We start from the raw sequence: 21,789 nt of genomic DNA, 5'->3' as shown, positions 1-21,789 counted from the left end.
GATTTGCAACAATGATCGGCGTGATGCGACGCTACGACGCGCCTTGCGTTAAGCTTTCATCCGACTTTGGAATAATGCGGATAGCGCGCACCCTAGGAAATTCATTCCGTTGCAGCGCAACGTGCCTAAAGACTAGCGTCGCTCGACCCGAAACATCGGGGAGCGATCAGGCTGCGTGGTCACGACGGCTATCGGCGAGATCGGCGCCTTGTCGAGAAGCTCGACTTTGAATGTCCCGATTACTTTCGCCAGCGCCAGCGTTGCTTCGGTGATTGCAAATTGTGCGCCGATACAAACACGCGGACCGACCCCGAAAGGCAGGTAGGCGAATTTATCGGGCTGCGGACTGCCCGGGAGAAAGCGTATCGGCTCGAACGCATTAGGATCGCGCCAAAGCTTTTCATGCCGATGCAAGACCCACGGCGCCACCATCAGAACATCTCCGCGCGCAATCGCCATGCCGGCCACCACATCCGGTCCGAGGGCGGCCCGCACGATCAGAAACGCTGGCGGATAGAGCCTCAAGGTTTCGTCGATGACAGCGCGGGTCAACGTGAGCTGGGAAATATCCAGCGCACCGCCTGAAAGCACCGCAGCGTTTGCTTCCTGGGCAACCTGTTCCTGTGTCGACGGATCGAGCGACAGAATATAGAGCGCCCAGAACAGCGCCGTCGCCGTCGTTTCGTGACCCGCAAGGATCATCGTCGAGACTTGATCACCGAGCTGAGCGTCTGTGAACGCCTCATTGGTCTCGGGATCGCGTGCCGCCACCATCAGATCGAACAAATCTCGTGGAGCGCCGCTCTCCACCCTCATCGCCTTTCGCTCAGCAATAAGCATGCTCATGAAGCGAGTCCATTTGCGCCGGAAGAGCGCGCGCGAAATATCCTTCGGGCTCGGCCAGCCGAGCGGCAATAGTAGATCAAGGAATTGCGGTTGCGCGAGACGTTCGCCGTAATCGTTGACGAAGCCTCGCAGCGCCGCACCATGTCGCGCAGTCGAGAATGAAAACATCGTGCGCCCGGCGACATCCAGCGCGAGATGCTGCATGGCTTCACGCAGATCAACGGGCAAGCCGCGCTTGGCATCAAGAGCGGCGATCGCGTCATCGATGGCGGACACCATATGCGGCACGAGCAGCGGGACCGCACGCGGCGAGAAAGCGGGCGCCAACGTCCGGCGCTGGGTCTTCCAGGCGCGACCCTCGGCGAGCAAAAGCCCCTCACCGAGGATCGGCCGCAAGACGCGGAAGCCGGCAGGCGTCCGGGTATAGTTTTCGTAGTTATCGACCAGAACATGCCGGATTGCCTCCGGCGTATTGAGGATGAAGCTGCTGCGGCGGAAGAATCGTCCTCTGACGATGTCCTCTTCGTACGCTTCCTTGCCCCAGCTTGCGATCGCGTTTCTACGGATCAGAGACAAGCGGTCGAGCGCTGTCAGATTCTCCGGCGCCAGCGGCGGCCGCGGCGGGATCAGCGGCTTTCGTTGATTCGATGAATCAAAACTTTCTGCAATGCTCACGCGGCGCCTCACCCTTCAGCGGTTCGATAGCACTACAACGCGCAAGTGCGGCAAGTGGATGGTCGCCCGACACACCTATAGCTGCCAGGCGGCCGTTTTCGATCAATTCGCCGTGGCTCCCGCGCGAAACGCATTTCGACACAGGCGCAGGGAGATCGCAACGACTTCGCGACCAACACGGGTAAGGATGTTTGTCGCAGGGGGTTATGCTCTGGACGCAGAGCGCGCGATGTCTAAGCTCGGATAGCCCACTCATCGATTTGCCGAACAAACAGAAGGTGCCTATGAAGATGGCCCCCAAGACTGGAATAGCGTGTGCAATGCTCACATTTGCTTGCTGGTTCGCAGTCTCACCGGCGGCAGCGCGACCGCCGACGACCACAACATCTCCAGGATATGACCGCGCGCTGGTTGAATCTCGTAAAGCACTCCAGCCAACGGCGCCTCCCGACGTGAAAACCGCCCCGCGCAAGCACTCAAAACGCGATCGGCGATCTCACTGATCCAGGATATCTCGTGCTCACCGCGCAAAACGGCATAAAGAAATGCAGTGGCCGGCGGGACTGTTGATCCCGCCGGCCGCTGCATCAGACCCATGACCATGTCAGCCGTGTGCGGCCGACACTCGCACGACATCTTGCTTCAACAAGTAGACTGATGCAGCAAGAAGAACGACGTCCTTCATCAGGAAGGGAACGTTGCCGACCATTGCCGGGAAACCTCCGGCGGATTCAGCCCAGCCATTCGGCATGAAGGGGATGATGGTGACGGTGCCGATGAAGGTCGCGATCGATCCCAGCGCACCGAGTATGCCCGCCGTCTTATTCCAGAAACCGGCGAAGATAAGGGCACCGAAGGTCCACTCAGCGACACCGAGGAACGTGCTGGCGCCGCGAATACCGAACACCGGGTACATCCAGGAAATCAGCGGGCCGTTGCTGATGTAGGGAATCAGGATCTGCGCTTCGTATTCGAACCACTTCTGATAACCGAAGAACAGGAAGATGATCACCATCGAGGCACGAACGAGGTGGTAGTCGAGGTCGTCCTTCAGAAGACCGGACCGATTCAAAATATTGATGAGAGTGTTCATTGTTCCATTCCTAATCTGTGTGAAGCCGTGACTTTGCCGGCCGCGTCGCTTCAAGCGACTGCGGGGAAGTCGATGGCGGTGTCATTGATGCGGTTGAAGACGTTGGTGAAGGTCGTCACGGCAATCGCCAGGCTGATGTCGACCAGTTGCTGATCGGTGTAACCAGCGGCTCTGATGGCCGAGAACTCTTCGTCGCTGATGGTGCCGCTCGTCTTTGCCAGCTTGCCGACGAAGCGAACCAGAGCATCGCGCTTGGCATCGCCCGTGGGCTGGCCCGCACGGATCTGCTTCAGAACATCAGGCGCGAGACCCGTCATTTTGCCGAGCAGGGAGTGCGCAGCGACACAGTAGTCGCAACCTGCAACTTCGCTGACGAGCAGTTTGATGGTTTCCTGATCTTGCTTGCTCAGCGTGCTAGTCGCGAGCACGGCATCGGCCTGCAGGATCGCCTTCAGCGCGGCAGGGCCGTGAGCGCCGATAGCGACAAAAGTATTCGGCACCTTGCCAACGGCCTTTTTGATCTGGGCATAGACTTCAGCGGTGGCGGCGGATTCAACGGAAGGGTTAGCAATGCGGGTCATGGGTGACACTCCTTTGTGCGAGGGTTTGTTGAAGCAACGGTGTCACCCTACAGAGCGGAATTGAGACTGTTGATATTCGTTTATCTCAATGATATGCTCAATCGTCTCATCTTGAAGGCTCCTCGATGGATTGGCTTAGTAACCTCCTCACAATGATGCCCGTCAGCGGGCAGCTCGAATTGCGCTGCCACTACGGTGCGCCGTGGCGCGTGGCCTACGAGGTGTCCGAGCGGGGAGAGATGCCGTATCACGTGATTGTTGGCGGCTCGGCGGTGCTGGATGACCTGGACGGTGGCCCGCCGCAGCATCTGACTGCTGGCGATATCCTGTTGCTGCCCCATGGCGGCGCGCACGTTCTGCACGACGGCAGCGGACGCCGCCCGGGCAAGGCCAACAATCGCGACGGCCTGAACTTCATCATCAGCGAGAATGCAGGCACCGGTGCGCGGCTGGATATGCTCTGCGGGCGCTTCATCCTCGCGCCACCGCACGATCGCCTTTTGTTGAGCTACCTGCCTCCACGTCTGATTGTAAGCACGACGAAACCTGACAACAACGCGACAGCGTCGGGAACGGGCGCTCAGCTCACAGCCCTGATGGAGTTGATGCGGGCGGAGGCCGGCAGCGAAAACCTCGGCGGGCAGGCCATGCTCAATGCCCTTTCCGCCGCGCTTTTCGCTCTGACCCTGCGCTTCTCCGGCGAATCAGACGAAGCGCCGACGGGCTTGCTGGCTCTCGCCAGTCAGCCTCGCCTCGCTCCCGCTTTGAGAGCGTTGTTTCTTGAACCTGCACGCCCATGGACGCTTCCGGAGCTAGCAGAGCTCTGCAACATGTCCCGCGCCACCATCGCGCGCTATTTCCAGGAACGGCTGGGCCGTTCCGCTAGCGATCTGTTGACCGATATCCGCATGACGCTGGCCGCCAATGAACTGCGGACATCATCGGCCTCGGTCGGAGCTGTGGGAGAAGCCGTCGGCTATCAATCGGAAGCCGCCTTTCAGCGCGCGTTCAAGCAACGCATGGGCGTCACACCGGCACAGTGGCGCCGTGCGGGACAATCAAGGGATTGAGTTTCCAATAGGCGCTGAGGTCGCTGCAGTACGGCCGATGACGCGCTTATTTTTTGTGGGGCGCCCGGTGGTGCCGCAAACAGGACTCGAACCTGTGACCCCGTCATTACGAATGACGTGCTCTACCAACTGAGCTATTGCGGCAGACCCAGAACCGGTACCCGCACCTGATATCGGCCCACGCGCTGCTTTGCAAGAACATCAGCGCGTGAAACCGCTAATCAACTGACAAGTCGGGACAAAAATCCTCGCCAGCCACCCTCCTGGGCGCCGCTCGGTTTCATCTCATCGTCAAATTCGTCTCGGCGAATCTCATCCTCCACGCCCGGGTCATCCGGCGCCCGGATGATCGGGATGACGGCCGGAATGGACTGGGCCTTCTCCAGCTCGCGGCGCGGGCGGAACACCGGCGGCGCGACCTCCCCGACGGGTGGCGGAGGTGGGGGAGGCGACGAAACAGCGGGTGCTGGATCTGAGGGCTCCGAAACAACTGTCGCGTTTTCTAGGGTCACCGAATTGTCCTGGATAATTGTCTCGGCCACGGACGAGACATCTTCTTTCGCGTCCTTCGCTTCCTCCGCGTCTTCTGCCCTGGTCAGCGTGGGAGGAAGCGGCGCAATCACGGGCTCGCTCACAATCGCCTTCATCTTCATGATGTCCGCATCGATGACGGGCACCTTGTCCGATGGCAGCGCCGCCACTGGCGTCAGCCACTGAAACGCGTCCAGGCGGCCGGAGACCGGCGACACTGGCCGCCAGAGATCCGACACATAGCCGTCAGCGGTCCACACCGGATCCAGCGCAGCGCGAACCGCGCGCAGCATCCAGCTTCGCGCCTCGCCGCCATCGCCATGCTCCGCGCGTTCCAGCTCCGCCATCATGATCGCAACGCGCTGAGTGGGAGCCTCGATAAATGGCTTGAGTGCCTCGCGGGCCCGAGCAAACTCGCCCGCATCAATCGCTGCGCGAGCGATGGCAAGTGCGCCCTCGATATGACCTGGCGACATTGCCGCCAACTTCTCGACTCGCGCCAGCCGTTGAACCGCCGAGTCGCCGAGACGGATGTGGGCGTAAGCATCCGCGAGGTCCGGATGCGGCTGTAGGTTCCAGGCATCCTCGACGATTCGCATAGCCCGGCGCGCCTGCCCCTGCTCGCTGAGAAACTTTGCCCCCAGCACCGCTGCAGGGACCAGCGTTGGCGCAAACTTGACGGCTTCCATTGCGCTGTTGCGCGAACGATCACGGTCTTTCGTCTCGAGATCGAGCGCGCGAGCCGTCAACAACACGCCGCGCTGACGCTTGTAAGCCGCGGGCTCGATCAATCCGGAAGCCAGATCGGTTTCCAGGATTTTCAGCGCACCATCCCAATCGCCACGGCTGCAACGAAAGCCAAGCACCGCATGCGACGCCCACGCTGCAGATGGCGCGACTTTCAGCGCTTCCTCCGCCAACGCGACAGCGGAAACGACGTCATCACGCCGCTGCGCCTCGATGAACAGGCCGCGCAAACCGAGCAGGCGCGTATCCTTGCGCTCAGCCAAGGCATGGAAGGCGCGCTGCGCACCCTCGCGGTCACCGTTGAGTTGCGCCGACTGGGCATGCAACAGCATCGCTAACGGATCTTCCTTCGCCAGACGCCGCGCAACATCCGCATGGCGACGAGCGGCGAAATGATCGCCGGTGCCGATCGCAATCAGGCCCTGCGTGATGGCATGACGCCCACGTGCGTGACGGCGATCACGCCGTCCCCGGCGGATCCGCTCAGGCGTTCGGAGGACACCACTCATCATCGACCAGAGCAGCATCGCCACAAACACGATGATGACAAACGCCAATGCCAGCACCGGCAGTGACGTCTGAACTTGCCAAACGCTCCATGACAGCGTGACATCGCCGGTTTGATCCGCAATGACCGCAGCACCGAGAGCAACTACACCGACTAGAAAAAGAAACAAAATGATCCGGATCATCGAAACTACCTATCGCGCCGGGGCTGAAAGCGCTGTCATCGTATCTGACGCAAATTGCCGGGACGCCGCGAGCGCGGCATCACGTGCATCGACCTTCTCGATCCATGATTGCACGGGCGCGCGATCGGCCGCCGGCAACTCCATCACAGCACGCTTTGCGGCATCGAGATCGGAATGCGCAGCCGCCGTCGTTACACGCGCAATCACAGCATCATTGCCGCTGGCCGCAACATCCGTTCTTTGAATTCGAACCAATTTCGCAGCACTCTGCCGCAAGCGATCAAATAGTCCTGTTGAGGCCGGCGCAGCTTCCGGCTTAGATGCGAGCTTCGGCAACAACGGTTCCAACTCACGCAGTAAGGCACGTGACGACGGTACGCCCGTTGCAGCGAAGGCGTCGAGAGGTTTTAGCTTATCAGCATCACTCGCAAACGACTTGGCCGCATTGAGCGCGGCAGCATACGGCTCGCCTTGACGAACCAGAGAGTCTAACAGAGTTGCCGCAGCCACACGGCGCAGCGCCGGATCTTCCGCCGGCGGCTGCGGTGCAGGTGCAGGCGCCGGAGCATTCGCAACAGCTGACAAAGCGACAGTTGCCTGCTCGACTTTATCGAGCCGCTGTTCGATCGCCGATACATCCACTGATGGTGCAGCGCTATCGCGCGGGGCGGATTTGATGTCGTCGAGCGCGGCAACCGCCTTTTCGCTTTGGCCGCGAGCCGCCGTGATGTCGTTTCGCAACGAGGTGATCGATTTTTCCAATGCATCGATGCGCGCAATCACAGCGGCATCAACCGAAGATGAGGCGGCCTTCGTCGCGTTCGATTCTACTTTTGCGACACGTGTATCTAGTGCAGCAATGTCTGCCCTGGCGGATACGTCATTTGCCGCGATCGGTGAAGAGACAACAGGCTGAGGTGCCGCGTTTTGCCACCCTGCGATATAGGCCGCGCCGAGCACGAGCCCCCCGGCAAAGGCGCCTGCTGCCGCGGAGGCGAGTAAGGTCACCAACAGCAGGCGAGATCGCGTCGAAAATTTCCGCGGCGCTGGCTTGTTGTTGGCATCACGATTTTCTGGCGGTGTTTGTTCGGACTGATTTACGTCGTCCGGTCCAGCGGCTTGCGCTTCCCCGGCGGGCTGGGGACTTTCGGAAACATCCGAGGCGGTTAATTCGATGGTTGGCGGCGGCCGCTTGCGCGAACCTCCCGCAGGCGGCGTACCTGCATCGTCTTGCTTGTTGTCATCCATCGAACTTTACTCCTGTCGCCGAAACCTATCAGATTCGACGCGAATATTTTACCGCAACGATGGTTGCATTGTCCTGTCGAGTGTCCCGGTTCTGACATTCGTATCTGTTTGCGGCTAGCTCGTTTACGAATGTCAGAACCTGAGGGACACTAGCAAAATCATGAATCTAGTGCGGTTTTGTATCTGACGTTCGTATGATGAACGTGTGGCCAATTCTGATACGAACGTCAGATACACCGCACAAGGGCGTCGATAACAGCTTCTTCATCAGGCGTGCGCGCCACAATGATCTGCGTGGCACCTGCCTCGCGCAGCACCGCAGCAACGGCATCGGAGATGCAACATTGCGGCAAAGCCAAGGCCGAAATTTCGATACCATCGGTCCGTGTGGCAGCGAGAAACGCCCGCGCAGTTCGACGGGAATAATGCAGCACCACATCGATTTCGCCTGAAGCAAAAGCTCCGCTTACCTCCGGCGATAAATCGCGCACCGGAGCCATGCGATAAACCGTACGGGTGGTGACCTCAAAGCCGTGCGCGCCAAGGTCGTCGGAGAAATCACGCGCCCGATCAGCGCCCGCGAAGTAACAGAGCACGGCATCTTGTTTTATCTTCCCTGCGGTAGCCGCCTTAATGACAAGTTCGCTCAGCGCCTCGGCATCCCCTTTTGCGCTGATGACGTTGCGAAATCCTGCCTGCCGCGCAGCCTCCGCCGTCCGGTCGCCCACTGTAAATGCAGGAGAGTCCACGAGGCGCTCCATCGCGGGGTGATGGATAAGCGCGCGAACCCCATTGGCGCTGGTCAGAATGATACCTTCACATGCGGCACCGTCATCCTGGAACGCGACAGCTTCGAAACGAAGCATCGGCGACAACAATGCGTGATATCCCCGCGCAAGCAGAGCTGCCGCCGTCCTTTGATTGTCAGGTGCGGGACGTGTCACGAGAACGGCCATGCATGACTCCAGCAACTTGGGCTCCAACAAGCTCACGCAAGGATGGCCTGCATGACGATTTCACGTTATGAACCCCAAGGACCATTTAAAGATCATGAATGGCTTATGATCCCTTTGGATGACGCCAGGTTGGCACAGCGCCGAATGCCCCTGGCGAGACGGACAAGGGAAACGCCGGTTTGATCGCGAAGGCAAGGACTGAAATTGACAAACGGCAAACCCACACTGGTGCTGGGGATCGAAACCACCTGCGATGAGACTGCGGCCGCAGTGGTGGAACGCCGTGGCGACGGCAGCGGCAGAATCCTGTCCAATGTGGTGCGTTCACAGATCGAGGAACATGCGCCGTTTGGCGGCGTGGTTCCGGAAATCGCCGCGCGCGCCCATGTGGACATGCTCGACGGCATCATCCGCACCGCCATGGAAGATGCCGGCACGCGGTTCGATGCGTTGACGGGCGTTGCCGCCGCCGCAGGTCCCGGCCTGATCGGTGGCGTGATTGTCGGCCTCACTACGGCAAAAGCCATCGCTCTCGTCCACGGCACACCGCTCATTGCCGTCAACCACCTGGAAGCGCATGCGCTCACGCCACGTCTGACGGTTCCGCTGCCGTTCCCCTATTGCCTGTTCCTGGCTTCGGGCGGTCACACGCAGATCGTCGCCGTGCTCGGTGTCGGACAATATGTCCGCCTCGGTACCACGTTGGACGACGCCATCGGCGAGGCTTTCGACAAGGTCGCAAAAATGCTGGACCTCCCCTATCCGGGAGGACCTCAGGTCGAGAAACTCGCCGTGTATGGCGACCCCATGCGCTTCCCCTTTCCCCGTCCGATGGTCGGCCGGCCTGACGCGAATTTTTCCCTGTCCGGGTTGAAAACGGCCGTGCGCAACGAAGCCGCGCGACTGGATCCACTCGAGCCGCAGGATATCGCCGATCTCTGCGCGAGCTTTCAGGCCGCGGTGCTCGATCTAACCGCAGATCGTATCCGTGTCGGCTTGAGGTTATTTCAGGATCAATTCGGTCCCCCGAGCGCCCTTGTCGCCGCAGGCGGTGTCGCCGCCAACGTCGCGATTCGAGGCGCGTTGCAGGCGATCGCCGACAGGGCACAGACGACGCTGGTCGTTCCGCCGCCCGCACTCTGCACCGACAATGGCGCGATGATCGCATGGGCAGGCGCGGAGCGACTCGCGCTCGGCTTGCTCGACGATATGGACACTGCGCCTCGTGCCCGCTGGCGATTGGACGAAAACACGCAGACGCCTGCAAAGTTCACCAACACCCGCGCACGGCATTGATCACCCGGATGGCCATGCCTTCGTATCAATACATTTCGGTGATCGGCGCTGGCGCCTGGGGCACGGCGCTGGCGAATGCTGCCGCCCGCGCCGGGCGCAATGTGACTCTTTATGCGCGTGATCCCGTTGCAGCGGAAGCAATCTCACGTACGCGGGAAAATCCGCGGCTTCCGAATATAAAGCTTACAGCATCCGTGGCCGTGACAAGCGATCTCAAGCAAGCCGCTGTGGCCGACGCCCTTTTGCTTGTCACACCGGCCCAAAGCCTGCGCGAGGCCGCGACATCGCTTGCACCACACCTCGCGAAAGATATTCCTGCGATCGTTTGCGCCAAAGGCATCGAGCGCGGCACGCATCAATTCATGACAGAAATTATCGCGAAGGTTTTACCACAGGCCGTGCCTGCGGTTCTGTCTGGACCAAGTTTTGATGTCGACGTCGCGCGCGGTCTGCCGACAGCCGTGACTCTCGCTGCCACTGATGAGACAATTGCCACCGCGCTGGTGCACGCGCTCGGTTCGGATACATTCCGGCCCTACCACAGCACGGATGTGCGCGGCGTTGAGATCGGCGGCGCAGCAAAGAACGTTCTGGCGATTGCCGCCGGCATCGTCGCGGGCAAGCAGCTCGGCGCCTCCGCACAGGCCGCACTGACGACGCGGGGATTTGCCGAACTGATGCGTCTTGGTCGTGCTTGTGGCGCACGGCCCGAGACGATCTCAGGTCTCTCAGGATTGGGTGATTTGCTTCTCACCTGTTCAAGCTCACAGTCGCGCAATTTCTCCTATGGCGTCGCACTTGGGCGCGGCGAGGCGCCACCAAAAGGCAAGCTCGCTGAAGGTGAGTTCACAGCACCTGTGCTGGTTGAGCTGGCGCGCCAGAAAAATGTCGAAATGCCGATCGCAAGCGCCGTGGCCGCTGTTCTTGGCAGCGCGCTGACGATCAACGAAGCGATCGACATGCTGCTGACACGGCCATTCAAGGCTGAAGGATAAAGAGGACAGGAACGATGGCTTATTGGCTGGTGAAATCCGAACCTTCGGTCTGGTCATGGGATCAGCAGGTGGCAAAAGGGGCCAAAGGCGAGGCATGGACCGGCGTACGCAATCACACCGCGAAGCTGAACATGATGAAGATGAAGAAAGGCGACCGCGCCTTCTTTTATCACTCCAACGAAGGCAAAGAGATTGTCGGCATCGTGGAGATCGTCCGCGAGCACTATCCGGATCCGACCGACGAGACCGGCAAGTTCGTCTGCGTCGATATTGCCGCCGACAAACCGCTGAAGACCCCTGTCACGCTGGTCTCCGCTAAAGCCGAGACAAAGCTCGCTGAGATGGAGTTGCTGAAGTTATCACGCCTCTCAGTTCAGAGCGTGAAGCCGGAGGAGTGGAAGCTGATTTGCAAGATGGGCGGGCTTTGAGCCGTAGCAACCGACGTTGAGGCAATTGTGGAACAGAGCCACGCCATCACCGACAAAGACGCATTCATCCGCGCCAATACCCGACTTCGTCCTGTCCCACTCGCCCCTGAGATCTCACTCTACGTCGCGGATGAAGCCGTGCCGCTCTGGCACAAGACCGAGGAAGAAATTGGAGAAGCGGGGTTGCCGCCGCCGTTCTGGGCATTTGCCTGGGCCGGTGGCCAGGCGCTGGCACGGCATATCCTGGATCACTCTGTTCTTGTTCAAGGCAAAGCTGTCCTCGACCTTGCCAGCGGTTCTGGCCTCGTGGGTATCGCCGCCATGAAGGCGGGAGCGGCAGCGGTGACAATTGCCGATATCGATGCCTTCGCGTGTGCAGCAGCAAAGCTCAATGCCGCACGGAACCACGTTCATGTGTCCGTCACGGAAGAAGACTTGCTTCTCGGGACGAGCTCATGCGCCTGGGACATCATCCTTGCGGGTGATATCTTTTACGAGCGCGACACTGCGCAGCGCGCATTCGATTTTGTGCAGCGGCATGCCGCAAACGGCGCTACCGTATTGATCGGCGATCCGGGACGCAGTTACCTGCCCCGCGACAAATTGCGCCGTATTGCCGATTACAGTGTACCGGTGACCCGTGACCTCGAGGATGCCGACATCAAGCAAACCGCGGTGTGGACGCTTTAAAGGAAACGCTGCGAGCCCTCCGGCTCGTCGGTCAACCCGGCAGCCTGACCAAAGTGCTATATTTGGCGCCTTGTCGCTTGGCCCCGTGACAGCATAATAGAGCGAACAGAAACTGATGAATTGTGGGCGTTCACTCGCCCGGCGTTGGGAGGAAATCATGTCCGATAAAGTTTACGATGTATCCGCGGAATGGGCGAAGCGCGCCTATATCGATGACGCCAAATATCAAGAGATGTACGCGCGCTCGATCAAGGACCCGACCGGCTTCTGGGGTGAGGAAGCAGCCAAGCGCGTTCACTGGATTCATCCCTTCACGAAGGTCGACAACGTTTCTTTTGAGCCCGGCAACATTTCCATCAAGTGGTTCGAAGATGGCGTGCTGAACGCAGCTTATAACTGCATCGATCGCCACCTCGAAAAGCGTGGCGATCAGGTTGCGATCATCTGGGAAGGCGACGATCCAGCCGACTCCAAGAAGATCACCTACCGCGAATTGCACGACGAAGTGTGCAAGATGGCGAACATCCTGCGGCTACGGAATGTGGCCAAGGGCGATCGCGTTACCATCTACATGCCGATGATTCCTGAAGCGGCGTACGCCATGCTCGCCTGCGCGCGCATCGGCGCCATCCATTCGGTGGTGTTCGGCGGCTTCTCGCCCGACAGCCTCGCGCAGCGTATTATCGACTGCAAATCGAAGGTCATCATCACCGCCGACGAGGGCGTGCGTGGCGGCAAGAAGATTCCGCTCAAGGCCAATGTCGATGCGGCGATTGCCAAGGTCGGCGGCGTCGACCATGTGATTGTCGTGCGCCGCACCGGCGGTAAGGTTGAGATGAACCCGGTTAGCGACGTCTGGTACCACGAAGCAGCTGACATGGTGACCACCGACTGTCCCGTGGAACACATGAACTCGGAAGATCCGTTGTTCATTCTCTACACGTCGGGCTCGACCGGCCAGCCGAAGGGCGTGCTCCACACCACCGGCGGCTATCTCGTGTTCGCGTCGATGACGCATCAATACGTCTTCGACTATCACGAAGGCGATATCTACTGGTGCACCGCGGATGTCGGTTGGGTCACGGGTCACAGCTACATTCTTTACGGGCCGCTCGCCAACGGTGCGACCACGCTGATGTTCGAAGGCGTGCCGAACTATCCGGACAATTCGCGGTTCTGGCAGGTCATCGACAAGCACAAGGTCAACACATTCTACACCGCGCCCACAGCGATCCGCGCGCTGATGCAGGCAGGCGATGATCCTGTGAAGAAGACCTCGCGTGCGAGCCTTCGGTTGCTGGGCTCGGTCGGCGAGCCGATCAATCCCGAAGCATGGGAATGGTATTACCGCGTGGTGGGCGACAACCGCTGCCCGATCGTGGACACGTGGTGGCAGACCGAAACCGGCGGTGTTCTTATCACCCCGCTGCCGGGCGCAACGAAGCTCAAGCCCGGTTCGGCGACGCGGCCTTTCTTTGGTGTCGTTCCCGAAATCGTGGATGCGGACGGCAAGGTCCTCGAAGGCGAGACCCAGGGTAACCTCTGCCTCGCACGCTCATGGCCGGGCCAGATGCGCACGGTCTACGGTGATCACGCCCGCTTCGAGCAGACTTATTTCTCGACCTACAAAGGCAAATACTTCACCGGCGACGGCTGCCGCCGCGATGCCGACGGTTATTACTGGATCACCGGTCGCGTCGACGATGTGATCAACGTCTCCGGTCACCGCATGGGCACGGCGGAAGTTGAAAGCTCGCTGGTGGCGCACGAATGCGTCTCTGAGGCCGCTGTCGTCGGTTATCCGCACGACATCAAGGGCCAGGGCATCTACGCCTACGTGACGCTCATGAAGGGTGTCGAACCCACTGAAACGCTGCGCAAGGAATTGGTCGCGTGGGTGCGCAAGGATATCGGCCCCATCGCGTCGCCAGACCTGATTCAGTTTGCACCTGGCCTGCCGAAGACGCGCTCCGGCAAGATCATGCGCCGCATCCTGCGCAAGATTGCCGAAGACGAACCCTCGAGCCTGGGCGACACCTCGACATTGGCTGATCCCGCCGTCGTCGAAGATCTCGTCCACAATCGGCAAAACAAGAAAGCCAGCGCATAAGGCGTTTAGACCGCCAATGATTTAGACTCCTGATGGCCGGGCTTGTCCCGGCCATTTGCTTTTAAGTCGAAATTCTTCGGTTCTGGCGAACGCACACGATGCGACGATTTTTACCTGATGCGCAGTCGCTCTCGTCATATGCGGTTCGTGATACTCTCAAATCATACGGGTCTTGGAGGACAGCCATGGATCGCAGGACGTTCATCGCCGGTGCAGCGCTCGCGCTTGGTGCCACATCGGTCCGCGCCCAGCATGCGCAGCATCAGCACGCACCACTCCCGCAAGCCGCGCCTTCAGCTGATCCCTTTGCCAATCTGCGAAGCGGCGCACCGCATCACATCACACCGGACGAACAGGCCCAGCGCGTCACTGATAGCCCCGCACCGCAAGGTGCGCCGGGCAAATGGGTAACCCGTGCGGCACTGCCGCTTCCTCGTAGCGAGATGGCATGGGCCACAGCTTGGGCGGGCCGCGTTCACATCGTCGGCGGCTACGGCGAAGGTCGCGTCGATCGCGCTTACCATCACATCTACGACCCTGCCGCGGATCAATGGCTCAATGGTGCGCCGTTGCCGCGTGGCGCAAACCATGTTGCGGTGGCGGCTGATGCCGGCCGCGTCTATGCGCTTGGCGGCTTCATCGAACAGAATCGCAATCCTGACCACAACTCGTTCGCCTACGACGTCGCCAACAACCGCTGGGACAAGATCGCCCCGCTCCCTCGTCCACGCGGTGCCGGTGCTGCAGTCGTGTTGAATGGCCGCATTCATCTGATCGGCGGCGCGTCGGAGCCGACGATGGAGCGCGCCAGTGTTGGCTGGCACGAAGTCTACGATCCGCAGTCCGACAAGTGGACGACGCTCAAAGCGCTACCCGGTGCACGCGATCATGTGGGCTGTGTCGCATACAACGGCGTGATCCATATCATTGGTGGCCGCTTCAACACCTTCGAGTACAACACCGATCTGCATCACGTGTATTTGCCGGAACGCGACACCTGGGAACCGCGGGCGCCGCTGCCAACCACGCGTTCCGGTCACGGGCTTGTGGTTTATCGCGACAGGCTGTTTGCGATGGGCGGCGAGGCAGGGATCGTCCGCAACGGGCAAATTACCCAAGGCAAGGTATTCGGCCAAATGGAAAGCTACGATCCGGCAACGGACGCGTGGCGAAGCCATGCGCCAATGCCGACACCTCGTCACGCGGTCGGCGCAGCCGCGATCGGCGACTGGATCTATGTTGCAGGCGGCGGCGCGGTGACCGGCGGCGCGGTACAATCCGCCGTGCATGAGGCGTTCACGCTCGCTTGACCATCGCCTGCTAGGGCCGGGCTCACGCAAATGTCAGCAACTGGTCCTGCTTTTAAGGGCATTTGCAGGAGGGTGTTGTTTCCCGGTCATTTACTTTGACCCTGTAATTTTCTCTTTATGCCCGCGCCCGGCGCCATATTGCGAGCGCCGGACTAGCCGCATGTTGAACCTCGTCCTCCACAGTGGCGGCTAAGCGATTCAATGACAGTTCCGTTCATCCCACCGGGGTGCCCGGAGTGCATCGGAGGTTGGAATGTTGCGTAAATTCACGGTGGCGCTAGCGGTCACCATGGTGATCGGCTTGATGGGAACAGCTGCGCAAGCGCGGCCAGACGTTGTGGCGTCACCTGTCGGCTATGGGCCAGGCACCATCGTCGTGAAAACGAAAGAACGGCGCCTGTATTACGTTCTCGGTGACGGAAGCGCGATCCGATATCCGGTCGGTGTCGGCAAGCCAGGAAAGCAGTGGGCTGGAACCACACGCATCGATGGAAAGTACCGTCAGCCGGCCTGGTCGCCACCTGCCGATGTGAAGCGCGATAACCCAAGCATTCCGGACGTGATTGCCGGCGGCTCGCCTTCGAACCCGATGGGCGTTGCCGCGATGACGCTGGCCGGCGGCGAGTATGCCATTCACGGCACCAACCGTCCCAATTCAGTCGGCGGCTATGTCTCGTACGGATGCGTCCGCATGTTCAACGAGGACATCAGCGATTTGTTTGAACGCGTGAACGTCGGCACGACGGTCGTGATGACCCGCTGATTTTGGGATCTACCTTGAGCAACCAAGGCCGCCTTCGGGCGGCTTTTTATTTCCGTCCAAGCGACGCCTCAGAAGTCCGAAGCGATCCCCTTGGTTTCCCAATCACCAAATCGTGTCGGTTCCGGACCCTTGGGGCCGTCGAATTCTTTCGGAGCCGGCTGCGCTTTTTCCTGAGCAGCTTTTTGCCGGCGCTCTTCAGCTTCCGCCAATGCGCGTTGAGCGGCCGGCGGCAATGGCTTCCGAACTGTATGATCGTCCATCGTTACAAATCCTGTTGAAGCCGATCTAGCTTTCCAAATCTAACCGCGCAGTATAACGGTTCAAGGCTTGGCCAACCGTATGGAAAGCATGCAATTTATCAAAAATGCAAGGCACTTACGGCCGTTACAAAACGGCCAAAACTTTTCTGCATAAGAGCGTTCCAGCCGCGTCTCTTCCCACGCTTTCCACTTGCTGCACATTGGGATTCTTACATTTGGCATATTCACGTGCCACCACATGGCCTTCGTTGCGACGTCCGTCGCGATTTTCCCATTCACAGACTGTTTTCTGCACATGAAGCCTTCGAGATTCGCTCCGCCGACCGAGGTACCCGGCCTCGCAGCGCGCCGGATCGCGGCCGACATTCTTGATGGCGTGCTGCACAAGCGACGCATGCTCGACGATCAGCTCGACGGCACCGGCGCGCATCCAGGATTGAAGACGCTGTCGGACCGGGACCGCGCATTGATGCGCCGCCTGGTGGCGACAATCCTGCGGCGGCTCGGCACCCTCGGCCATGTCCTCTCGCGGCTGCTTGACCGTGGCGTCCCGACCGACGCTCCGCGCGCACAGAGCGCGCTGTTGATCGGCGCCGCGCAAATTCTCTGGATGGATGTACCGGATCATGCCGCGGTCGATCTGTCGGTGCGATTGGTGCAGGCAGACCGCCGGGCCGCGAAATATGCCGGTCTTGTCAACGCGGTGCTGCGGCGCTGCGCACGAGAAGGGCAACCGCTCATCGACGAAGTCAAAGCCGAGATGCTCGACCTGCCGCCCTGGCTGGTGACACGCTGGATTAACGCCTACGGCGAACACACGGCGCGCGCCATGGCGGCTGCCATCAGTGTGGAACCGGCGCTCGATCTCACCGTGAAATCCGATCCCGAAGGCTGGGCTGCCCGCTTGCATGGTGAGGCCCTTGCAACCGGAACGGTACGGACCTTGCTGCATGGGTCCGTGACCATGCTCCCTGGATTTGACGAAGGCCAGTGGTGGGTTCAGGACGCGGCTGCCGCTCTTCCGGCCCGCCTGTTCGGAGACGTCACAGGTAAAACCATCGTTGATCTTTGCGCGGCGCCCGGCGGCAAGACCGCGCAGCTTGTCCATGGTGGCGCAACAGTGACAGCTGTCGACCGTTCGCCCAATCGCGTTGCCCGTTTGAAAGATAATCTTTCACGCCTTGCGCTCGATGCGAAAACAGTCGTGGCGGATGCAACCGAATGGCAGAGCGAACAAGCTGACTCACTCTTCGACGGTATTCTGATCGACGCACCCTGCGCCGCGACGGGCACCATTCGGCGACATCCTGATGTCGCCTGGTTGAAGCAGGAAGCCGATATCGGCGCGCTCTCCGCTCTGCAGAAGCGGCTCCTGCAAAAGGCTGTCACACTGCTGAAGCCCAAAGGCACACTGGTCTACTGCACTTGCTCGCTGGAACCCGAAGAAGGCGAGCAGGCGATTGCGTCCCTTCTCGCAACAGAATCAGACATCCGACGCCTGCCCGTCACGTCCAGCGAAGTGGGTGGCCTGGACGAGATTCTCACCCCGGATGGCGATATCCGGACGCTGCCGTCACATCTGCCGCACAGCGACCCCCGGCTTGGCGGCCTCGACGGCTTCTTTGCAGCACGCCTAGTGAAGTCCTGAGGCTCGTAGCCTTCTCAAAGTGATTCGCGACGGCTCTGGAAACGATTCCCCCTGTTGATGGCGTATCAATAGGGTGTCTTCGTGCGCATTCCGGACTACAAGGATTCAGGGAGATTCTCCAACAATCGCAATGCCCAACCGGGCAGGCGGATTTGGGGTATGATGCTCCCGACGGGAATCGATCACGGTTACTGATGTTGGGGGGTGGGCCAATCCGGCTCATCGTGATCTAGGGCAAACAGCGCACGTGTCGGTCGCTCAACGAAGACGCATTTCATCCTTGGTGCTTGGCCGTGCGGCACGCAAAGTGCTGGCCAGCGCCAGTGGAAAATCTGTCGCGTTGTCGCGCTTCTGGCCAGGCCGTACCGACCGCTTGCTGATCGCCCCCAATGATTTGCGCACTGTGGACGCAACGCGTGCGTCCGAAATTTACGCCGGACGTTTCGTTTTTGCGGGAAAGATCGTCTCGTCGCATGGACGTTCGATTTTCGATCTCGATCCGCCATCGGAAGACTGGGAAGCGAATCTGCTCGGCTTCGGCTGGCTCCGCCACTTGCGCGCCGCCGACACCGCGATCACGCGCGCCAACGCACGTTCGCTGATCGACGACTGGATCTCAAAGCCGATCCGCAAACGCGGCATCGGCTGGCGTCCTGATATCGTGGCACGCCGTGTGATTTCATTGCTCTCGCAGGCGCCATTGGTCTTGAATGATGCCGATAGCCGATTCTATCGGCGCTTCCTGCGCAACCTGACGCGTGAAATCCGCTATCTGCGCTACACGATGCTCGACATTGCCGATGGCGTTCCCCGCCTGCAGGTTTTAATCGCGCTGTGTTACGCGGCCCTTTGTCTTGCTAATCAGGGCAAGCAAATCCGTTCGGCGACGCGGCGGCTTTCGGATGAACTGCAGAAACAAATCTTGCCGGATGGCGGGCATATTTCGCGCAATCCCGGCGCGCTGATCGAATTGCTGCCCGATCTGTTGCCTCTGCGCCAGACATTCGCCGCGCGCAACATGGCGCCGCCATCCGCGCTGCTCAATGCCATCGATCGCATGATGCCGATGCTGCGATTTTTCCGTCATGGCGACGGCAGCTTTGCGCTGTTCAATGGCATGAGCAGCGCGCCATCCGGGCTGCTCGCGACGCTGCTAGCGTATGACGACACCCACGGCATCCCGATGGCCAGCATGCCGCACAGCGGTTTTCAACGCCTCGATGCCGGGGCGACAGCCCTCATCATGGACACGGGCGCGCCGCCTCCGCCGGCTGTGAGCCGCGACGCGCACGCGGGATCGCTTTCGTTCGAGCTCTCGTCCGGACCGAGCCGCATTGTGGTCAACTGCGGCATCCCTGCGACCGGGCGCGATAATTGGCGCTCTTTCTCGCGCAGCACCGCCGCGCATTCGACGTTGACCTATCACGACACATCGTCGTGCCAGTTCGTCAAATTGCCCGCGATGAAGCGAATGCTGGAAGGCGCGCCGATCATCGGCGGACCGGCGACCGTTGGCGCCTTTCGCGAAGTCACCGACGGGGGTGTGTTGCTCACAACATCCCACGATGGCTATGCCCGGCAATTCGGCGTGGTCCATCAGCGCGTGGTGATGCTCTCGGAAGACGGCACACGGCTCGATGGTGAGGACACCCTGCTCAACGCATCGAATTCATCGCGCGGACGCGCTGAGGATTATGTGCTGCGTTTTCATCTGCATCCGTCGGTGAAGGCAAATCGCCTGAGCGACGCTCGCGGTGTCATCCTGGTGCTGCCCAATCGAGAGGTCTGGACGTTTGAGGCACTCGACGACAAGGTCGAGTTGGAGGATAGCGTGTTTCTTGCCGGCTCCGACGGTCCTCGCCGCACCACCCAGATCGTGATCCGCCAGAGCCGCAAGAACGCCCCGAGCGTTCGCTGGAACTTCGTCCGCTCGTCAGGCTCAGCCACTTCCACGACCGCACGTCGCGACGCTCGTCGCGAGCCGGAATTGCCGCTCTGACCTGCAAAATTCTAGTGTCCCGAATCCGAAGTTCGCCCGAACAAGCTGCACAACCGATAGCGAACTTCGGATTCGAAAGGACACTAGCAAGCTATAATTCTAGTGTGGTTTAGGTTCAGAAGTTCGCTTGAAGCGCGCGCAGAGAACAAGAGGCGAACTTCTGAACCACCACACTAGGCGTTTCAGCGCTATAGATGGTTTTGCCGGGGCGCAAACCATGCTACCGGGCAGCATCACCGAACCAGGACTTTCCCCATGGCTGACCATCCGCGTCGCGTCACGCGCGCCCTGCTTTCCGTTTCCGACAAATCCGGACTGATCGAATTCGCCCGCGCCCTCGCCCAGCACGGCATCGAACTCGTTTCCACGGGCGGCACCTCGAAGGCAATTGCCGATGCCGGGCTGAAGGTACGAGACGTCTCGGAATTAACCGGCTTTCCGGAGATGATGGACGGGCGCGTCAAGACGCTGCATCCCAACGTTCACGGCGGCCTGCTCGCTATTCGCGACAATCCCGAGCATGCCAAGGCAATGAAGGATCACGGCATCGGCCCGATCGATCTTTTGGTGGTCAATCTGTACCCGTTCGAAGCGACGGTCGACAAAGGCGCCAGCGAAGAAGACTGCATTGAGAACATCGACATCGGCGGCCCGGCCATGATCCGCGCCGCAGCCAAGAACCATGACGATGTCGCGGTTGTCGTCGAAGCCTCTGATTATCAGGCCGTGCTCGACGAATTGGCAGCCAACAACGGCGCGACCACGCTCACCTTGCGCAAACGCCTTGCGGCCAAGGCCTATGCCCGCACCGCGGCATATGACGCAGCCATCTCCAACTGGTTTGCCAATCAACTGAAGATCGAGGCGCCGGATTTCCGCGCCGTCGGCGGACGCCTGATCCAGGCGCTGCGCTACGGCGAAAATCCTCATCAGGGCGCATCGTTCTACAAAACCCCCGAGCGCCGGCCCGGCGTCGCGACAGCGCGCCAACTCCAGGGCAAGGAGCTGTCCTACAACAACATCAACGACACCGACGCGGCCTATGAATGCATCGCTGAGTTCGATGCCAAGCGCACGCCTGCCTGCGTCATCGTCAAGCATGCCAATCCGTGCGGCGTCGCCGAAGGCAAAGATCTCGTCAGCGCCTATCGCAAGGCGCTGGCCTGCGATTCAACGTCCGCCTTCGGCGGCATCGTGGCGCTCAACCGTACACTCGATGCAGACGCTGCACGCGCCATCACCGAGATTTTCACTGAAGTGATCATCGCACCGGACGCAACCGACGAAGCGATCGCCATCGTCGCGACAAAGAAGAATCTGCGCCTGCTGTTGGCTGGCGGTCTGCCCGATCCACGCGCAGCCGGATTGACGGCAAAGACGGTAGCTGGCGGTTTGCTGGTGCAGTCCCGCGACAACGCTGTCGTCGATGATATGGCGCTCAAGGTCGTGACCAAGCGCGCTCCGACCGAGGCCGAGCTGCACGATTTGCGCTTCGCGTTCCGTGTTGCCAAACACGTCAAGTCGAACACCATTGTGTACGCCAAGGATCTCGCCACAGTGGGTATTGGCGCCGGCCAGATGAGCCGCGTCGATTCTGCGCGTATCGCCGCACGCAAGGCGGAAGATGCGGCGAAGGAACTGGGTCTTGCTGCGCCGATGACGAAAGGCTCAGTCGTTGCGTCGGACGCGTTCTTTCCATTTGCGGACGGCTTGCTGGTGGCCATCGAAGCCGGTGCAACCGCTGTGATTCAGCCTGGCGGCTCAATGCGCGACAACGAGGTAATTGCCGCTGCCGACGAACACGGCATTGCCATGGTGCTGACCGGCACACGCCACTTCAAGCACTAGATT

At 60.4% G+C, this 21,789-nt stretch carries 18 protein-coding genes and 1 tRNA gene; 11 read left to right on the top strand and 8 right to left on the bottom strand.

Annotated elements, in window-relative coordinates:
- Window positions 1–132: 132 nt before the first annotated feature.
- The 3 genes from ACZ5C3_RS01140 to ACZ5C3_RS01130 form a co-directional block, all read right to left on the bottom strand.
- On the bottom strand, window positions 133–1,521 hold the full coding sequence (locus ACZ5C3_RS01140; protein WP_464034636.1) for a cytochrome P450: 1,389 nt from the start codon (window positions 1,519–1,521) through the stop codon (window positions 133–135).
- A gap of 604 nt (window positions 1,522–2,125) precedes the next feature.
- A complete protein-coding gene (locus ACZ5C3_RS01135; RefSeq protein ID WP_464034634.1) occupies window positions 2,126–2,614 on the bottom strand; it encodes a YkgB family protein in 489 nt (162 codons plus the stop codon).
- Window positions 2,615–2,664: 50 nt separating this feature from the next.
- Window positions 2,665–3,195 (bottom strand): carboxymuconolactone decarboxylase family protein, encoded by a 531-nt coding sequence (locus ACZ5C3_RS01130; RefSeq protein ID WP_464034632.1) that lies wholly within the window; start codon window positions 3,193–3,195, stop codon window positions 2,665–2,667.
- 125 nt (window positions 3,196–3,320) lie between these two features.
- On the opposite strand from ACZ5C3_RS01130, the gene ACZ5C3_RS01125 reads away from it, so the two are divergent.
- The gene (locus ACZ5C3_RS01125) at window positions 3,321–4,265 is read left to right on the top strand and encodes an AraC family transcriptional regulator (RefSeq protein ID WP_464044443.1); all 945 of its coding nucleotides are present in this window, start codon (window positions 3,321–3,323) and stop codon (window positions 4,263–4,265) included.
- A 68-nt stretch (window positions 4,266–4,333) separates the two neighbouring features.
- Here the strand turns inward: ACZ5C3_RS01125 and ACZ5C3_RS01120 are convergent.
- From ACZ5C3_RS01120 to ACZ5C3_RS01105, 4 genes are all read right to left on the bottom strand, one after another.
- Window positions 4,334–4,409: transfer RNA gene (locus ACZ5C3_RS01120), tRNA-Thr, on the bottom strand.
- A 77-nt stretch (window positions 4,410–4,486) separates the two neighbouring features.
- A complete protein-coding gene (locus tag ACZ5C3_RS01115) occupies window positions 4,487–6,235 on the bottom strand; it encodes a heme biosynthesis HemY N-terminal domain-containing protein (RefSeq protein WP_464044442.1) in 1,749 nt (582 codons plus the stop codon).
- Window positions 6,236–6,244: 9 nt separating this feature from the next.
- Window positions 6,245–7,483, bottom strand: coding sequence for a COG4223 family protein (locus tag ACZ5C3_RS01110; protein WP_464034631.1), 1,239 nt, complete (start codon window positions 7,481–7,483; stop codon window positions 6,245–6,247).
- Between the two features lie 227 nt (window positions 7,484–7,710).
- A complete protein-coding gene (locus ACZ5C3_RS01105) occupies window positions 7,711–8,439 on the bottom strand; it encodes a uroporphyrinogen-III synthase (RefSeq protein ID WP_464034629.1) in 729 nt (242 codons plus the stop codon).
- A gap of 204 nt (window positions 8,440–8,643) precedes the next feature.
- Here ACZ5C3_RS01105 and tsaD point away from each other — a divergent pair, with 204 nt between their 5' ends.
- From tsaD to ACZ5C3_RS01070, 7 genes are all read left to right on the top strand, one after another.
- On the top strand, window positions 8,644–9,735 hold the full coding sequence (gene tsaD, locus ACZ5C3_RS01100) for a tRNA (adenosine(37)-N6)-threonylcarbamoyltransferase complex transferase subunit TsaD (RefSeq protein WP_464034627.1): 1,092 nt from the start codon (window positions 8,644–8,646) through the stop codon (window positions 9,733–9,735).
- A 14-nt stretch (window positions 9,736–9,749) separates the two neighbouring features.
- Window positions 9,750–10,730, top strand: a complete 981-nt coding sequence (locus ACZ5C3_RS01095; protein WP_464038464.1) for an NAD(P)H-dependent glycerol-3-phosphate dehydrogenase — start codon at window positions 9,750–9,752, stop codon at window positions 10,728–10,730.
- A 14-nt stretch (window positions 10,731–10,744) separates the two neighbouring features.
- Window positions 10,745–11,158, top strand: coding sequence for an EVE domain-containing protein (locus ACZ5C3_RS01090; RefSeq protein ID WP_464034625.1), 414 nt, complete (start codon window positions 10,745–10,747; stop codon window positions 11,156–11,158).
- A 27-nt stretch (window positions 11,159–11,185) separates the two neighbouring features.
- Complete coding sequence (locus ACZ5C3_RS01085) at window positions 11,186–11,848, top strand: class I SAM-dependent methyltransferase (RefSeq protein WP_464034623.1); 663 nt, start codon at window positions 11,186–11,188, stop codon at window positions 11,846–11,848.
- Window positions 11,849–12,005: 157 nt separating this feature from the next.
- Window positions 12,006–13,958, top strand: a complete 1,953-nt coding sequence (acs, locus tag ACZ5C3_RS01080) for an acetate--CoA ligase (protein ID WP_464034621.1) — start codon at window positions 12,006–12,008, stop codon at window positions 13,956–13,958.
- Window positions 13,959–14,143: 185 nt separating this feature from the next.
- The gene (locus ACZ5C3_RS01075; protein WP_464034619.1) at window positions 14,144–15,268 is read left to right on the top strand and encodes a Kelch repeat-containing protein; all 1,125 of its coding nucleotides are present in this window, start codon (window positions 14,144–14,146) and stop codon (window positions 15,266–15,268) included.
- 253 nt (window positions 15,269–15,521) lie between these two features.
- Window positions 15,522–16,031 (top strand): L,D-transpeptidase, encoded by a 510-nt coding sequence (locus ACZ5C3_RS01070; RefSeq protein ID WP_464034617.1) that lies wholly within the window; start codon window positions 15,522–15,524, stop codon window positions 16,029–16,031.
- A gap of 68 nt (window positions 16,032–16,099) precedes the next feature.
- Here ACZ5C3_RS01070 and ACZ5C3_RS01065 read toward each other — a convergent pair whose 3' ends face one another.
- Window positions 16,100–16,291 carry a DUF1674 domain-containing protein gene (locus ACZ5C3_RS01065; protein WP_464034615.1) on the bottom strand — a complete coding sequence of 64 codons (192 nt, stop codon included), beginning with the start codon at window positions 16,289–16,291 and terminating at the stop codon, window positions 16,100–16,102.
- 295 nt (window positions 16,292–16,586) lie between these two features.
- Here ACZ5C3_RS01065 and ACZ5C3_RS01060 point away from each other — a divergent pair, with 295 nt between their 5' ends.
- The 3 genes from ACZ5C3_RS01060 to purH all read left to right on the top strand — a co-directional run bounded on the left by ACZ5C3_RS01060 (window position 16,587) and on the right by purH (window position 21,786).
- Entirely contained in the window at window positions 16,587–17,939 is a 1,353-nt protein-coding gene (locus ACZ5C3_RS01060; protein WP_464034613.1) for an RsmB/NOP family class I SAM-dependent RNA methyltransferase, read from the top strand.
- 247 nt (window positions 17,940–18,186) lie between these two features.
- Window positions 18,187–19,938, top strand: coding sequence for a heparinase II/III family protein (locus ACZ5C3_RS01055; RefSeq protein ID WP_464034610.1), 1,752 nt, complete (start codon window positions 18,187–18,189; stop codon window positions 19,936–19,938).
- A 255-nt stretch (window positions 19,939–20,193) separates the two neighbouring features.
- Window positions 20,194–21,786: a bifunctional phosphoribosylaminoimidazolecarboxamide formyltransferase/IMP cyclohydrolase gene (gene purH / locus ACZ5C3_RS01050; RefSeq protein ID WP_464034608.1), complete on the top strand. Its 1,593-nt coding sequence runs from the start codon at window positions 20,194–20,196 to the stop codon at window positions 21,784–21,786.
- Window positions 21,787–21,789 lie beyond the last annotated feature (3 nt).

Source organism: Afipia dichlorophenoxyacetatis (genome assembly GCF_055386385.1).
Note: the sequence above shows the minus strand (reverse complement) of the source record. Positions and strands in the feature narration are given on the sequence as shown.

Excerpts from the sequence above, each read along its gene's own strand:
- ACZ5C3_RS01135 (WP_464034634.1), bottom strand. The coding sequence starts at position 2,614 with ATGAACACTCTCATCAATATTTTGAATCGGTCCGGTCTTCTGAAGGAC.
- ACZ5C3_RS01130 (WP_464034632.1), bottom strand. The coding sequence starts at position 3,195 with ATGACCCGCATTGCTAACCCTTCCGTTGAATCCGCCGCCACCGCTGAA.
- ACZ5C3_RS01125 (WP_464044443.1), top strand. The coding sequence starts at position 3,321 with ATGGATTGGCTTAGTAACCTCCTCACAATGATGCCCGTCAGCGGGCAG.
- ACZ5C3_RS01115 (WP_464044442.1), bottom strand. The coding sequence starts at position 6,235 with ATGATCCGGATCATTTTGTTTCTTTTTCTAGTCGGTGTAGTTGCTCTC.
- ACZ5C3_RS01110 (WP_464034631.1), bottom strand. The coding sequence starts at position 7,483 with ATGGATGACAACAAGCAAGACGATGCAGGTACGCCGCCTGCGGGAGGT.
- ACZ5C3_RS01105 (WP_464034629.1), bottom strand. The coding sequence starts at position 8,439 with ATGGCCGTTCTCGTGACACGTCCCGCACCTGACAATCAAAGGACGGCG.
- ACZ5C3_RS01095 (WP_464038464.1), top strand. The coding sequence starts at position 9,750 with ATGCCTTCGTATCAATACATTTCGGTGATCGGCGCTGGCGCCTGGGGC.
- ACZ5C3_RS01090 (WP_464034625.1), top strand. The coding sequence starts at position 10,745 with ATGGCTTATTGGCTGGTGAAATCCGAACCTTCGGTCTGGTCATGGGAT.
- acs (WP_464034621.1), top strand. The coding sequence starts at position 12,006 with ATGTCCGATAAAGTTTACGATGTATCCGCGGAATGGGCGAAGCGCGCC.
- ACZ5C3_RS01075 (WP_464034619.1), top strand. The coding sequence starts at position 14,144 with ATGGATCGCAGGACGTTCATCGCCGGTGCAGCGCTCGCGCTTGGTGCC.
- ACZ5C3_RS01070 (WP_464034617.1), top strand. The coding sequence starts at position 15,522 with ATGTTGCGTAAATTCACGGTGGCGCTAGCGGTCACCATGGTGATCGGC.
- ACZ5C3_RS01065 (WP_464034615.1), bottom strand. The coding sequence starts at position 16,291 with ATGGACGATCATACAGTTCGGAAGCCATTGCCGCCGGCCGCTCAACGC.
- ACZ5C3_RS01060 (WP_464034613.1), top strand. The coding sequence starts at position 16,587 with ATGAAGCCTTCGAGATTCGCTCCGCCGACCGAGGTACCCGGCCTCGCA.
- purH (WP_464034608.1), top strand. The coding sequence starts at position 20,194 with ATGGCTGACCATCCGCGTCGCGTCACGCGCGCCCTGCTTTCCGTTTCC.